The 13,562-nt window shown below is 43.6% G+C and carries 17 protein-coding genes and 1 other annotated feature (1 of these 18 running past the window's edge); of the genes, 1 reads left to right on the forward strand and 16 read right to left on the reverse strand.

Going from position 1 to position 13,562, the window contains the following annotated elements; translation table 11 throughout:
• Window positions 1–10: 10 nt before the first annotated feature.
• From yqeK to H9659_RS00915, 6 genes are read right to left on the reverse strand one after another with little or no spacing between them, the layout of a single operon-like run.
• Complete coding sequence (yqeK, locus tag H9659_RS00890) at window positions 11–565, reverse strand: bis(5'-nucleosyl)-tetraphosphatase (symmetrical) YqeK (protein ID WP_191688042.1); 555 nt, start codon at window positions 563–565, stop codon at window positions 11–13.
• The gene (locus H9659_RS00895; protein WP_191688043.1) at window positions 552–1,124 is read right to left on the reverse strand and encodes a nicotinate-nucleotide adenylyltransferase; all 573 of its coding nucleotides are present in this window, start codon (window positions 1,122–1,124) and stop codon (window positions 552–554) included. The genes yqeK and H9659_RS00895 overlap by 14 nt, the downstream gene beginning before the upstream one ends.
• Window positions 1,125–1,135: 11 nt before the next feature.
• Window positions 1,136–1,426, reverse strand: a complete 291-nt coding sequence (gene yhbY / locus H9659_RS00900; protein ID WP_191688044.1) for a ribosome assembly RNA-binding protein YhbY — start codon at window positions 1,424–1,426, stop codon at window positions 1,136–1,138.
• Complete coding sequence (gene aroE, locus H9659_RS00905; protein ID WP_191688045.1) at window positions 1,413–2,255, reverse strand: shikimate dehydrogenase; 843 nt, start codon at window positions 2,253–2,255, stop codon at window positions 1,413–1,415. Before aroE ends, yhbY begins: the two co-directional genes overlap by 14 nt.
• A gap of 15 nt (window positions 2,256–2,270) precedes the next feature.
• Window positions 2,271–3,374: a ribosome biogenesis GTPase YqeH gene (gene yqeH, locus H9659_RS00910; protein WP_191688504.1), complete on the reverse strand. Its 1,104-nt coding sequence runs from the start codon at window positions 3,372–3,374 to the stop codon at window positions 2,271–2,273.
• The gene (locus H9659_RS00915; protein WP_191688503.1) at window positions 3,371–3,886 is read right to left on the reverse strand and encodes a YqeG family HAD IIIA-type phosphatase; all 516 of its coding nucleotides are present in this window, start codon (window positions 3,884–3,886) and stop codon (window positions 3,371–3,373) included. The genes yqeH and H9659_RS00915 overlap by 4 nt, the downstream gene beginning before the upstream one ends.
• Window positions 3,887–4,065: 179 nt before the next feature.
• Here H9659_RS00915 and sigK point away from each other — a divergent pair, with 179 nt between their 5' ends.
• Window positions 4,066–4,770, forward strand: a complete 705-nt coding sequence (gene sigK / locus H9659_RS00920) for an RNA polymerase sporulation sigma factor SigK (protein ID WP_191688046.1) — start codon at window positions 4,066–4,068, stop codon at window positions 4,768–4,770.
• Between the two features lie 217 nt (window positions 4,771–4,987).
• Here sigK and mtnN read toward each other — a convergent pair whose 3' ends face one another.
• The 10 genes from mtnN to alaS all read right to left on the reverse strand — a co-directional run bounded on the left by mtnN (window position 4,988) and on the right by alaS (window position 13,390).
• Window positions 4,988–5,680, reverse strand: coding sequence for a 5'-methylthioadenosine/S-adenosylhomocysteine nucleosidase (mtnN, locus tag H9659_RS00925; protein WP_191688047.1), 693 nt, complete (start codon window positions 5,678–5,680; stop codon window positions 4,988–4,990).
• Window positions 5,681–5,708: 28 nt separating this feature from the next.
• Window positions 5,709–6,428: a YrrS family protein gene (locus H9659_RS00930; protein WP_318240669.1), complete on the reverse strand. Its 720-nt coding sequence runs from the start codon at window positions 6,426–6,428 to the stop codon at window positions 5,709–5,711.
• A 105-nt stretch (window positions 6,429–6,533) separates the two neighbouring features.
• On the reverse strand, window positions 6,534–7,007 hold the full coding sequence (gene greA, locus H9659_RS00935; RefSeq protein ID WP_191688048.1) for a transcription elongation factor GreA: 474 nt from the start codon (window positions 7,005–7,007) through the stop codon (window positions 6,534–6,536).
• 102 nt (window positions 7,008–7,109) lie between these two features.
• The gene (gene udk / locus H9659_RS00940) at window positions 7,110–7,748 is read right to left on the reverse strand and encodes a uridine kinase (protein WP_191688049.1); all 639 of its coding nucleotides are present in this window, start codon (window positions 7,746–7,748) and stop codon (window positions 7,110–7,112) included.
• A 33-nt stretch (window positions 7,749–7,781) separates the two neighbouring features.
• The gene (locus tag H9659_RS00945) at window positions 7,782–8,420 is read right to left on the reverse strand and encodes an O-methyltransferase (protein WP_191688050.1); all 639 of its coding nucleotides are present in this window, start codon (window positions 8,418–8,420) and stop codon (window positions 7,782–7,784) included.
• 23 nt (window positions 8,421–8,443) lie between these two features.
• On the reverse strand, window positions 8,444–9,568 hold the full coding sequence (gene mltG / locus H9659_RS00950; RefSeq protein WP_191688051.1) for an endolytic transglycosylase MltG: 1,125 nt from the start codon (window positions 9,566–9,568) through the stop codon (window positions 8,444–8,446).
• Between the two features lie 113 nt (window positions 9,569–9,681).
• Entirely contained in the window at window positions 9,682–9,978 is a 297-nt protein-coding gene (locus H9659_RS00955; protein ID WP_191688052.1) for a DUF1292 domain-containing protein, read from the reverse strand.
• 9 nt (window positions 9,979–9,987) lie between these two features.
• Window positions 9,988–10,407, reverse strand: coding sequence for a Holliday junction resolvase RuvX (gene ruvX / locus H9659_RS00960; RefSeq protein WP_191688053.1), 420 nt, complete (start codon window positions 10,405–10,407; stop codon window positions 9,988–9,990).
• Window positions 10,404–10,676 (reverse strand): IreB family regulatory phosphoprotein, encoded by a 273-nt coding sequence (locus H9659_RS00965; RefSeq protein WP_116016719.1) that lies wholly within the window; start codon window positions 10,674–10,676, stop codon window positions 10,404–10,406. Before H9659_RS00965 ends, ruvX begins: the two co-directional genes overlap by 4 nt.
• Window positions 10,677–10,759: 83 nt before the next feature.
• Window positions 10,760–13,390 carry an alanine--tRNA ligase gene (alaS, locus tag H9659_RS00970; RefSeq protein WP_191688054.1) on the reverse strand — a complete coding sequence of 877 codons (2,631 nt, stop codon included), beginning with the start codon at window positions 13,388–13,390 and terminating at the stop codon, window positions 10,760–10,762.
• Between the two features lie 97 nt (window positions 13,391–13,487).
• Window positions 13,488–13,562, reverse strand: a binding site (T-box leader); it runs 132 nt beyond the window's last position.

Here is a 13,562-nt window from a genome sequence, read left to right on the forward strand (position 1 = left end):
CACTTTCCTTTCACTTCACAAAATAATTGTAGCACTCAATCGAATCCGGGTATACTGGTACCTGTTTTCCAATTAAGTGTGTAACGGTGTGTGTAATGCAGGCACGCATCGCTTGGTCTAACGGACCTTCTGCATAAAGGCGTAATTCATCGACCCCGGGAAAGTTGCGAGCGGGTTCTGTCATATCTGCGATATATATAATCATTTCCAGTTTGGACATATTGGCTCTTCCGGTCGTATGAAAACGAATAGCATTCAAAATATCTTCTCTGTCTACTCCGAATTCCTCTCGGGCAATGATTGCTCCTGCTGGTGCATGCCATAGTTCTTTATGGAATTCAAATAACAAAGGATTTTCTTGGTGAGCGATTAAAAGTTCGCGCATTTCTTCGGGTTCCATGAATTTCGCAATGTCATGGAATAGCGCTGCCGTTTCTGCAGCTTCAATCGACTCGCCATGCATGCTAGCGAGCGATTTAGCCGTCTCAGTCACTCGTAACACGTGTTGAAAACGCTGCTGTGGCATCCGTTGCTGCAGTTCTTGAATAAGGTTAGCAGGTTCCATATAAGCCCTCCTGACGAATATAACCATCCACCGACTCCGGCACTAAATATGCAGTTGTCTTATGGGCAGCATATTTTGTTCTAAGGAGAGTGGAAGAGACATCGATTAATGGCGTGTCTACATATGCAATCGGAAAGTCGGTCTTCCGCAAAGCACCCGGTCTTTGGACACCCACGAAACGAACCATCTTTAGGAGTTCGTCAATTTTGTACCAAGTGTGCAAAGTATCCACCATATCTCCCCCGATGATGAAATAAAATTCGGTATCAGGTTCTTTTGCAAGCAGACGCTGCATTGTAAGGAACGTATAGGAGACGCCTCCGAAATGGACTTCTTCATCACAACTGCTGAGATATCCGTTTCCTTGCACTGCCAATTCCGTCATCGCAAGACGCTGAATAGGTGTAGCTGTGTCCGGAAGTTGCTTATGGGGAGGAATTGCCGTGGGCATAAGCCTCACCTCCTCCAATTCAAGTGCTTCGCGAACTTCACTTGCCATAATGAGATGTCCGATATGCGGCGGGTTGAACGTACCGCCAAGAATCCCGATCTTCCGCATGTCCAGCCTCCTTATGGTAATACGATCTTTTTCTTCTCTTTCGACTCTTTATAAAGGATAATCGTCTTGCCAATGATTTGGACAACTTCGAATCCGTCCTGTTGCGATAGGATATCAGCAATCTCTTCTTTGTCTTGCTCACAATTTTGTAATACAGATAGTTTAATCAATTCTCTAGCTTCTAACGCTTCTTCGATTTGTTTAATGATTGCGTCAGTCATGCCACTTTTACCAATTTGGAATATAGGTTGTAAGTGATGTGCTTCACTGCGCAAAAAGCTCTTTTGTTTACTTGTTAGCATGTTGATCCTCCAATTGTTGTGTAAGTTGTTCCATCATTCCAACGGTGTCTGGGCGAATGCCTGTCCATTTCTCAAAAGAGAGTGCTCCTTGGTGGACAAACATGCCAATCCCATTCGCTGGATCTGCGCCTTTTTTCCGGGCAGTTGCTAAAAATTCCGTTTCCAGAGGATTATAGATAATATCAATGGCGGCGGTTCCTGGTGAAACATTAATAGGATTCAGAGGCATCCCCTCGGAGGAAAATGCCATTCCTACAGAAGTTGTTTGAATAATGATCCCGAAACGTGAAAGTTGCTGTTCTGCTTCGGCAATCGTTAAACAAGTAGAATTGGGTAAACGTTCACTTAACTCTTCAGCATTCGCCATAGTCCGATTTGTAAACGTAATCGGTCCATATCCAGCGCTACGCAATGCAAAAGCAATCCCCTTTGCAGCCCCGCCAGCTCCGATTATAAGAATCTCTTCTTCTTTACGGGTTTTTCCATACTTCTCTTCCAATGCACGCACAAAACCGATTCCATCCGTATTATATCCAACTAGTGACCCTTCTTCCTCAATCACTACAGTATTGACTGCATCCATATGTGCTGCCGCATCGTCAACACTGCCTAGAAAAGGGAGTATATCACTTTTATGCGGTACCGTCACATTCCAGCCACTACAGCCTAACAATTTCAAGCTCGTAATAACCGACTGGAGATTCTCGGATTTCGCATGAATAGGAAGATAGGCGGCATCGATCCCGTTTTCCTGGAGCCAGTAATCGTGCATACCAGGAGACATCGATTGTGCAACAGGATCTCCGATGACTGCAAACCATTTTTTCATCCTGAATCCCCCTAGTTAAATTAATGACGGGCGCAGGACGACGTCAACGCCACGAGGAGCATGAACAGCTACAACGACATTAGGATGCTGAACAGTAATCCAGCCTAGGCCTGAAATGACAATGTCCGTCTTTGCCTTTTTGATAGAAAACTCATGGCGGACGAGCTTAGGGAATGCCTCCAAAGATTGTTTGCCTGGCGGAGACAGCATGTCACCAAGATGTGTTTCATATAATGCATTTGCATTTTCAAGCTTCGTCCGATGAAGCGGTAGTGCATTTGCTGTGTGTACGTTGAACGACGAACGCTCGCCTTTCATGAAATCGAAGCGCGCTAAACCACCGATGAAAAGCGTTTGCTCCGCATTCAGCTGAAAAATCTTCGGCTTGATCTCCTTTTTAGGTGTGATGGCCTTCAATTCACTAGGGTCTAAATAATGAGCGATCTGATGGCTGTTAATAATACCCGGGGTGTCATAAATCGCTTTCCCGTCATCCAATGGAATTTCAACAAGATCCAGAGTTGTGCCCGGGAAATGAGAAGTTGTAATCACTTCTCCAAAACCTGTAGCTTGCTTGATAATTCTATTGATAAATGTGGACTTACCGACATTTGTACAACCTACTACATAGACGTCTTGACCTTTACGTAACTCATCAATCCTCGCTAGCGCTTCAGGAACTCCTTGGCCTTTCACTGCAGATACCAACATGACGTCTACAGGCTTCAAACCAAGTTTAGCAGATTGTTCCTTCATCCAATTGATCAGCTTATTACGATTCACCGATTTCGGTAACACATCCGCTTTGTTTCCGATTAAAACAATATCTTTTTTACCGACAAAGCGCTGCAAACCATGGATCCAACTGCCGTTGAAGTCGAAAATATCGACTACAAGGACTACAAGACCTTTCCGGTCACCGATTCCGTTTAAAATGGCTAGAAAATCATCTCCAGATAGAGACACCGGCTGCAGCTCATTATAATTCCGCAAACGGAAACAACGTTGACAAATTACCTCATCCTTTTCAAGTGAAGCGGGTGGTGCATACCCCTCTTTTGCAGGGTTTTCTGTTTGAATGGCAATTCCGCATCCAATGCAAGTGAGTTCCAAATCTATTCCTCCCACGAAATCATTCCTTTTCGTTTCAACGTTTTCATTATACGACGTTCCAGCTGACGATTGAATTTCGTCATGACGCCATCAGAACTTGCAACGGGAACAACTAGAATCGTATGCAATCCGAATCGGTTGCCCCCAAGTATATCAGTCATTAACTGATCCCCAATCATCACGACTTCCTCTTTTTGAAGTTCCATCTGCGTGAGCGCTTTTTTAAACGCTTTGGACAAAGGTTTTCTCGCTGAAAAGATGAAAGGTGTTTCAATCGGGTCACAGAATGCTTTCACACGAAGCTCGTTATTGTTCGATAAAATCGTTACTTGCAGACCTGCATCTTGCATGTCTTTGATCCAAGTAGCAATTTCCGGAGTAGCATCAGGACGATCCCAAGCGACAAGCGTGTTATCGAGGTCCGTAATGATCCCTTTGATACCTTTATTTAAAAAATCAGTTGGCGAAAGCTGATATACATCTTTAACATATTCATTCGGTAAGAAATAATTGTACATCTTATCCACTCCATTACTGTGCTGACTCGCACTTATTATACCATATCCATGCCAAAATACTTGTTGACCCATAAGGACAGCCCTGCCTTTTAAAAACTGCCTGTCCGCCAAAATCAGCGGTGATACGCCATCTTTATACCGCATAGGATGTCAGACAACGACACAGGAGGTGGATCATTTTGAGCGGCTTAGTGATGGCGATCGTCCAACTATGGCTCGAAATCCCTGCAGTTCTAGGATACATCCGAGGTCAGGCGTTTAAACGCCCCCTATCAAAAGCGGAAGAAGCCGATTGTCTCGAACGTTTGGCCCAAGGGGACGAAGATGCCCGCGATGAACTGATCGAGCGCAATATGAGGCTCGTTGCTCATATCGTTAAGAAGTTCCATCCGAAACATGAACAGCTTGACGATTACATTTCAATTGGCACAATCGGTCTCATGAAAGCCATTGCCAGCTTCACACCGGATCGTAAAACAAAACTGGCTACGTATGCAGCCCGTTGCATCGAAAACGAGATTTTAATGTTTTTGCGTACTCAGAAAAAAACGCAAAAAGACATCTCTTTATACGAACCGATCGGCACAGACAGTGAAGGTCAGTCGTTAGAAATTGCGGATTTACTGCAAACCGACGAGGAAACTCCTCACGACCAAGCCGAATTGAATGAACGCAAAGAACGTCTTTATCGTCACTTACACAAATTAGAAGGCCGTGAGCTCGAAATTCTTCAAAAACGTTTTGGTTTGTTAAATGACAAACCGATGACACAAAAGGAAATTGCAGACCAGCTTCAAATTTCTCGCAGTTATGTCTCAAGAATTGAGAAAAGAGCGATTGTCAAATTGTATCAGCTGTTCAAACGTGAACAAGACTCGAAATAACGGGATTTTTCAAAGAAAAAAAGACATCTCCAGCATTCGTACCCTCGCTGGAGACGTCTACACTGATCAGCTTCAATCAGCTTTCACTTCAAAGTAGATCACGCCTGTAAGAGCGGTCGTGACGATAAATGCGCCTAACATTAAAAGTAACATACTAGTTGCCTCCTCGCTCCATGAAATAGGTTTTCGTACGTATGTCTAGTTTACCACGAATGTGTCAAAGTTTCGAGATGACTTGGAGAACAACTTCCGAAGAATGTTGTGCAGCAGCAGGAAGAAATTCATCGAACGACAAAGATGACTCTTTACCGGCAATATCTGAAAGGGCTCTTATGACCACAAATGGCACCTTGAATTCGTGACACACTTGTGCAACTGCGGCAGCTTCCATTTCTGCAGCAATCAGTTCCGGAAACTGCTGCTTCACACTCATTACCCGGGATGGGTCACTCATGAACACATCTCCTGAAGCAATTAGGCCAGAAGCATGTGCGTGCTTCCCGATGTCTTCAACTGCAGTAGAAGCCACTTGCAGCAGCTTTTCGTCCGCGACGTATGTGACAGGTCCACCTGGAACTTGACCAAGTGCATATCCAAAAGCAGTCACGTCTACATCATGGTGTGTAACATCACTCGATAATACGACCGTGCCGACTTCTAGATTTTCACCAATTCCGCCGGCTGATCCTGTATTCAATACTGCATCCGGCTTGAAAAGTTGAAGCAATAACGTAGTCGCCACTGCAGCATTCACTTTACCAATGCCACTTTTCACAAGTATGACTTCACGGCCTCCAAGTGTTCCTTCACTGAATTCATAGCCAGCGATCACTGTGTGACGAGCGTTCTGTAACTGATTTTTGAGAATGGTAACTTCTTCTTCCATCGCTCCAATAATTCCAACTTTCATCGTTGTATCCCCTATCTCTACTGATCTGTTAATAGTTAAAATCGAGTGTATTCAACACGTCCATTTGCGTCGGCTTCCAACCTTCTCCGTCAACCCATTCCAAATAGACTCTATATTTTTTTGATTTGTCTTTTGAAGAGACGATCCCGATTGACTTCTGTGGGCTTCCGCCATTTTTAATCTTCAAGAAAATCATGTCATTTTCAGTCATGCCTGTTGCATACGCTAGTGCCTTCTTTTTCTCCTGCCAGTCTACTGACGACCCATCATACTGCGAAACATGATTCCCTGACTGCGAGGTTCCTATAGGCTTCCACGACGTGTTTGAAACCGTTTCATCCACGACGGCGTCTTCACTAGCTGTATATGTAACAGTTCCCTCTTTCTCATTGTCCTTCTTTTCTGATGAATCCTCACTATCTTCGTCTTCATCAGTTTCGTCACTGACAGTTCCTTCTTTTGGAGAGTCCTTATCATCGGCGTCTGCATCCTGATCTGAGTCTTCCACTTTGTCATCAGCGTCAGATCCTTCAGTATCAGTTTCAGTACCACTCGTATCCTCTTTTGGAGTTGTTTCAGTGATAGCTACTTCTTTGTCTTTTGGTGCATTGTCACTTGAAAGTATTTTCACACCTACAAGGACGATTAACAAAACAACAATAGCTATCATCCAGTTCAACATCTTGTTTCCTTTATTGTTTTGTCGTTTCCGACGTACTCTTGAAAATTCCGGTTTTTGTTCAGTCACTTGAAATCATCTCCTTTAGTTCCACGTCTCTAACGATTGGACGTTTCTTCATGCGTGATGTTTCACAAAAAAAGCCGCCTTTATTTCGAAGGCGGCATCTCTATGTTACTTCACTTCTGTGATTTCAACTTGCATTTCGCCACCGGGTGTTATGATTTTCACTTGATCCCCTTTTTTACGGCCAATAATTCCTTTGGCAATAGGTGAATCATTTGAAATCAACCCTTCTAAAGGATCAGCTTCTGCGGATCCGACTATCGTATACGTTTCAACTTCCCCATCAGGGATTTCCTTAAATGTGACTGTGCTTCCAAGCTGAGCTTCCTCAGTACGTGTCGCTTCTGATATGATAACAGAATTACGAATCATAGATTCAAGCGATGAAATTTTCCCTTCAATGAACGCCTGATCTTCCTTAGCAGAATCATATTCGGAGTTCTCAGACAAATCTCCATAACTTCGCGCAATTTTAATACGTTCCACTACTTCTTTGCGTTTAACCGTTTTCAAAAATTCAAGTTCATCCTCTAATTTCTGTTTACCTGAAACAGTCATTGGATATTTTTTTTCAGAAACCATTTCCTCACTCCTCAATTTGCAAAATCATCAAAATAATATGTCGCACCTTATAGAAAGGTATGCGACATAGTGTTTACTATATGAATATCTGACAACATCATATTACAAATCATTACCAGAATCAAGAATTGTTTTTATTTTCGTTACCATTAAGTCAATTGCGACCTCATTATGCCCGCCTTCAGGAATGATAATGTCTGCATAACGCTTTGTCGGTTCTATGAACTGATTATGCATTGGACGCACAACACTCATGTACTGATCAATGACAGATTCGATTGTTCTTCCCCGGTCATTGATGTCCCGTAAGATCCTTCTGATGATCCTCAAATCCCCATCCGTATCGACAAATAATTTAATGTCCATTAAATTACGGAGACGCTTATCTTCTAAAATCAGGATTCCTTCTAGAATGATAACATCTTTCGGCTCGATTGCAATTTTCTCATTCGATCGTGTATGCAATGCATAGTCATAGACAGGCTTCTCAATTGGTTGTCGAATGAGGAGCTTCTCCAGATCCTCTATTAACAAGTCCGTATCGAAGGCAAGCGGATGATCGTAATTTGTGGAAAGACGTTCTTCAAACTCTAAATGAGACTGGTCTTTATAGTAAAAATCCTGTTCGATTACAACTACAGAATGCTCTTGAAAAACTTGATGGATCTTTTTTGTAACACTTGTTTTACCCGATCCCGAGCCTCCTGCAATACCAATGATTAATGGTTTTTGCGTTCCCATCTTCCTAATTCCTCCTCTGTAGTGAATGCGACATTATGAGTTTTTACGAGCGATTAAAATTCCGTCTCCTACAGGAAGTAAGGAAGTTTCATACGCAGGATTTTCCATTATCCACTCTGTAAATGCTTTTAAATTACGAATCATCGTGCGACTGCGTCTTGGTATGTCCTGGTCTTCCAAAAACACCAGTCCATGCATAAACATATTGTCACAATAAATGATACCGCCTGTTTTCACAAGAGGTTCGTACTTATCGAAGAACCGTTTATACTGCCCTTTAGCCGCATCAATGAAACAAGCATCAAAACAATCGTACGGAAGCAACGTTGTGTCAAAAGTCAAGGCATCATCCTTGAACAGAGAAATTCGTTCGTTGAGCTTGGCACGTTCGATATAGTGAACCGCTTTTGCGTGTCGTTCCTCGTCACGTTCAATCGTTGCAATATGCAGTTCTGGATTCGCCTGCGCAAGACGAATCGCAGAATATCCGATTGCGCTTCCAATTTCCAACAGAGTAGCCGGATTTTGAATACTTAACAAGCCGATGAATGTCTCAATACCGATGCGATCCATGATCGGAACAAACTGTTCTTCAGCATATTTTTCCATTTCCTTCACAAGGGGATGCACTTCCTTTTCGAAGTTCACCCTATAGGTTTCATAATTCGTCATGATTCTAACTCCATCCTGCTTTTTTACTTCCCATCGATGTACTTTGCTTTTAACTTCAAGTGTTCATCGTACGTTTTGGCGAAGTGATTTTTCCCGGTCTTATCTGCAAGGAAATAGAAATAAGATGTATCAGATGGATCAATGACAGCTTCAATCGAAGCAGCTCCTGGGGCCGCAATCGGACCAGGTGGCAACCCTTTGTTCTGATACGTGTTATACGCATTCTTGACTTCTAGATCCTTTAACGACACTTTATCCTTATGTTCTCCTAGTGAATAGAGCACAGTGGGATCCGTTTGCAGCGGCATGCCTTCTTCTATGCGATTGTTAAATACACTCGCTATCGTCTGGCGATCCGCTTGTGCAGTTGCTTCACGTTCCAGCAATGATGCAAACGTAAGCAACCAGTGTACGGACTTCTTTTTTTCTTCAAGCGCCGCTAGATAAGGCGTAACATTCGCTTTTGTTCCATCTATCAACGTTTCCACAACTGTCTGGACGGTTGGTTCTTCTTCATAAAACGAATACGTAGCAGGGAATAGGTAGCCTTCCAACGGATGACGAATGTTCTCATTTTTCACTTCGTCTGTAATGATTTCCGGATAGACGGCTTGCAAATTGACGATCGTGTCATCTGCGTCTATATAAGTTAAAAACTCTTCTTTTGTAACGGTTGTTTTCGCTGCGACCCGTTCAGCAATTTGCTCAACTGTCAACCCTTCAGGAATCGTCATTGTAAATACAGGAGTCCTATAGACTTTTCCTGTTTTTAAACTCTTGAGTAGTTCATCAGGCGTCATAGATTTAGACAAATCGTAGGTACCAGCTTGAAAGTCTGATTCGTTGTTCACTTTAGCATAATACTTGAAAATTTTCGCATTTTTAATAAGCCCTTTCTCTTCAAGAATCTGAGAAATCGTATCCAAACCTGATCCAATAGGAACTTCAATTTGGACCGTCTTTTCGGATTCCGCTTCGATTGGCTCAAGTGCACTTTTTATGTATCGATAAGTGAAGAATCCACCAACAGCAACAACTAGAATCAATGCAATCGCTATCCAAAAGACAATTTTCCGCACGACTTTGACTTCTTTCTTCTGTTCTTGCATGCGTTCAAACATCACTTCTTTTTTTGAACCCTTCGCCATATGGAAGGTCACCTCTTTCTCGTTGTATCACGGGTCAGCTGACTAAATGCTACCAATCGTTTGCAATGAAAAAAACGGAACGGTGTGCACCGTTCCGTACGTGCGCATATGGCTTATTCTTCGTCTTCGTCTTGCTCGTCCAAGAAAGTACCGAAAACTTCTTCGATCATTTCCCACTCTTCGTCAGACTCAACAGGCATTAGATCCCCGTCTTCACCGTCTTCTGAAGGAACAAAGCTTGAAGCAAAGATTTCAATTTCCTCATCATCGTTTTCAGGCTCATCGCCAAGTACATGATAAAGTACATAGGATTTACCATAGTCTTCCGATTCAAATGTGAAAATCACTTCACATACATGCTCTTGCCCTTTTTCGTCTACAATTGTCATTGTTTCCATACCGTGTTCCATTTGATCACCTCATAAAGTTTTTGAGTCAAGATATCCTTGAAGAATCATGACTGCTGCCATCTTATCAATGACAGTTTTTCGTTTCTTTCGGCTTACATCCGCTTCAATCAGCATCCGCTCAGCAGCCATCGTCGTCATCCGTTCATCCCAAAGGATTGCAGGCAACTCGAACTTTTGTTTCAACAACTCGGCGTACTTCTCTGAAGCCTCGGCACGAGGACCAATCGAATTATTCATGTTTTTAGGATGCCCGACTACAAAAGAACTGACGTTGTACTCTTTGACAAGTTCCTTGATACGCTTCATTCCTAAGTTACCTGATTCTTCATCGATCTGGATTGTTTCAATTCCTTGAGCAGTCCAACCCATGGCATCGCTGATCGCGACGCCAACTGTTTTAGATCCTACATCCAGGCCCATCGTCCTCAATTCTTACTGCCTCCGTTTTCACGGATATAGAACTTCACAAGTTCCTCCAAAATTTCATCCCGCTCCAATTTACGGACCATATTGCGTGCGTCCTCATGGCGTGGGATATAAGCAGGATCGCCTGAGAGCAGGTAGCCCACAAGCTGATTAATGGGATTGTATCCTTTTTCCTCTAATGCTTTGTACACATGGAGCATCACCTGTTTGACCTCTTGCTCCATTGATTCCTCAGGAAAATTGAACTTCATCGTTTTGTCATATGAATTCACAATCGACACCCCGCTTTCAATTCGTCCGATCGGCTACCATTCTTGCGACCCTCGTGAGCCACACATCCGGAAGCCGGATTCAGTTAAACAGATTTGACATAATCATACACGGAAAGCAGCGCTTCATCAAGTTTTGAGACGTCTTTTGCTCCAGCCATCGCCATATCAGGACGGCCGCCACCTTTGCCGCCGCAAAGTGACGCTGCGTGGCTGACAATCTTCCCAGCATGCTGCTCCCCTTTTAAATCAGCAGTTACGCCTGCTGCGAGCATGACTTTGCCTTCAGAGGCTGCTCCAAGAACAATAACCCCTTTTTCCACTTTTTGTTTCAATTCGTCAATCATCTGACGCAATGCATTATTGTCTTTTGTATCAACGCGTGCAGCTATGACGGTCATATCGTCAATTTGTTTTGCATTGGCTAATACATCCATCAACTGGCTATTTCCGAGTTTAGCAGATAACGAATCATTTTCCCGTTGTAATTCCTTGAAATCTCCAAGGAAAGCAGCAGTTTTTGTTGCAAGCTCTTTTGGATTGGACTTGAGAAGAGACGAAGCCTCGATTAGAACCGCTTCCTCTTCTTTAAATGAGCGATACGCTTGTTTCGCCGTCACAGCTTCGATCCGTCGAGTTCCTGCTCCGATCCCGCCTTCAGATTCAATCTTGAAGACCCCGATCTCCCCGCTTGACTGGACGTGACATCCACCACACAATTCCAATGAGTAATCGCCCACGGAAACGACACGAACGACATTGCCATACTTTTCTCCGAACAACGCCATTGCGCCCATTTCCTTCGCTTCTTCGATGCCTTTCTGTTCAATCGAAACCGCGATATCTTCCCAAATCTTCTCGTTCACAATCTGTTCGATTTGCTCTAGCTCTTCTTTTGTAACTTGTCCGAAGTGCGAGAAGTCGAAGCGAAGACGATCTGGTCCAACGTAAGAACCTGCCTGATTGACATGCTCCCCTAGTACTGTTTTCAATGCTTTATGCAACAAATGTGTTGCAGTATGATTTTTCACAGTGAATGAACGATCTTCCTTATTCACTTGTGCCCGCACAAATGTTGAAGGTGTCACTTCACCTGAACGTACAATTGCGGTATGCAAATGCTGACCATTTGGCGCTTTCTTTACGGATAGCACTTCTGCAGCGAAGGAATCATTCGCGATCATTCCTTTATCCGCTATTTGACCCCCACTTTCCGCATAGAACGGAGTACGATCTAGAATGAATTGAATTTCGTCTTCTACAGTTGCCCGCTCAGCAAGTTCACCGCCTTTTAAAAGAACAACGATTTTAGATTCGCTTTCCAGTTGATTATATCCGATGAATTCACTGGTTTCATGAATATTACCGAGAACACCTGACTGAACGTGCATGGAGTCAACGTCTTGACGAGCGCTTCTAGCACGCTTGCGTTGTTCTTCCATTTCGCTGTGGAAACCAGCTTCATCCACCGCTACGCCTGCTTCTTCAGCAAATTCTTCTGTCAACTCGAACGGGAATCCATACGTATCGTAAAGTCGGAATGCGTCCGCGCCAGAAACAGTCGGTCGTGCTGTCGATTTTGCTTTCTCCAATATACCACTCAGCATACTCATGCCTTCTGTTAATGTTTCGTGGAATCGATCTTCCTCATTTTTAACAACTTTCATGATGAATTCCTGTTTTTCTTTTACCTGCGGATAGAAATCTTCCATTTTGTCAGCTACGACGGGAACGAGATCGTACATGAATGGACGATCGATGCCGAGCTGCTTTGCAAATCGTACCGCACGGCGCAGGAGTCGTCTGAGTACATATCCTCTGCCCTCATTCGAAGGAAGTGCACCGTCTCCGATAGCGAACGCAACAGTACGGATATGATCCGCAATCACTTTGAATGCTGTATCTTTTAATTCATCCTTACCGTAAGCTTCTCCAGAAACCTTTTCGACTGCTCCAATGATCGGCAAGAAAAGATCGGTGTCAAAGTTGGTTGGGACTTCTTGTATGACAGAAGCCATCCGTTCCAGCCCCATGCCCGTATCAATATTTTTCTTCGGAAGTGGTGTATACGTATGGTCCGGATTATGGTTGAACTCTGAGAACACTAAGTTCCAGATTTCCAAGTATCGATCGTTTTCTCCTCCCGGGTAAAGTTCAGGGTCAGAGAAGTCATCTCCGTAAGCTGGTCCGCGATCATAGAAGATTTCAGAGTTCGGTCCGCTCGGTCCTTCCCCGATATCCCAGAAGTTCCCTTCCAGACGGATGATACGTTCTTCAGGCAATCCGACCTTATCTTTCCAAATCGAGTATGCCTCTTCGTCTTCAGGGTGGATGGTGATGGATAACAAGTCAGGATTGAACCCGATCCAGTCTGGATGTGTAAGGAACTCCCATGCGTAAAGAATCGCTTCTTCTTTAAAGTAGTCTCCAATCGAAAAATTACCGAGCATTTCAAAGAATGTATGATGGCGTGCAGTCTTCCCTACATTTTCGATATCGTTCGTACGGATCGACTTTTGTGCGTTGACAATCCGTGGATTTTCGGGAACAACCCGTCCATCGAAGTACTTCTTAAGTGTTGCGACACCGCTGTTGATCCACAGCAGGGAAGCGTCATCGATTGGGACAAGTGGTGCTGAAGGCTCGATACTATGCCCTTTTGCTTTAAAGTAATCTAAAAATAAATTACGTATTTCAGATGCTGTCAGTGTTTTCATCGTCAATTCCTCCTTGGAAATAAGCTATTCAAAATATGCTTGGGCGCTGACTGTCACAATTAATAACCTAGCTGAAAATAAAAAAACTCCGCCCCTGGAAAGGGACGAAGTATGATTCGCGGTACCACCCTCATTGCCGAAAATGTAGATATCGGCATCTTGAGTTGCCATA

Source organism: Sporosarcina gallistercoris, from assembly GCF_014836415.1.
GTDB classification, from domain to species: Bacteria; Bacillota; Bacilli; order Bacillales_A; family Planococcaceae; genus Sporosarcina; species Sporosarcina gallistercoris.

Bases quoted from the DNA above. Each gene is read 5' to 3' on its own strand.
- yqeK (WP_191688042.1), bottom strand. From the start codon at position 565: ATGGAACCTGCTAACCTTATTCAAGAACTGCAGCAACGGATGCCACAG.
- H9659_RS00895 (WP_191688043.1), bottom strand. From the start codon at position 1,124: ATGCGGAAGATCGGGATTCTTGGCGGTACGTTCAACCCGCCGCATATC.
- yhbY (WP_191688044.1), bottom strand. From the start codon at position 1,426: ATGCTAACAAGTAAACAAAAGAGCTTTTTGCGCAGTGAAGCACATCAC.
- aroE (WP_191688045.1), bottom strand. From the start codon at position 2,255: ATGAAAAAATGGTTTGCAGTCATCGGAGATCCTGTTGCACAATCGATG.
- H9659_RS00915 (WP_191688503.1), bottom strand. From the start codon at position 3,886: ATGTACAATTATTTCTTACCGAATGAATATGTTAAAGATGTATATCAG.
- mtnN (WP_191688047.1), bottom strand. From the start codon at position 5,680: ATGAAAGTTGGAATTATTGGAGCGATGGAAGAAGAAGTTACCATTCTC.
- greA (WP_191688048.1), bottom strand. From the start codon at position 7,007: ATGGTTTCTGAAAAAAAATATCCAATGACTGTTTCAGGTAAACAGAAA.
- udk (WP_191688049.1), bottom strand. From the start codon at position 7,748: ATGGGAACGCAAAAACCATTAATCATTGGTATTGCAGGAGGCTCGGGA.
- H9659_RS00945 (WP_191688050.1), bottom strand. From the start codon at position 8,420: ATGACGAATTATGAAACCTATAGGGTGAACTTCGAAAAGGAAGTGCAT.
- mltG (WP_191688051.1), bottom strand. From the start codon at position 9,568: ATGGCGAAGGGTTCAAAAAAAGAAGTGATGTTTGAACGCATGCAAGAA.
- H9659_RS00955 (WP_191688052.1), bottom strand. From the start codon at position 9,978: ATGGAACACGGTATGGAAACAATGACAATTGTAGACGAAAAAGGGCAA.
- alaS (WP_191688054.1), bottom strand. From the start codon at position 13,390: ATGAAAACACTGACAGCATCTGAAATACGTAATTTATTTTTAGATTAC.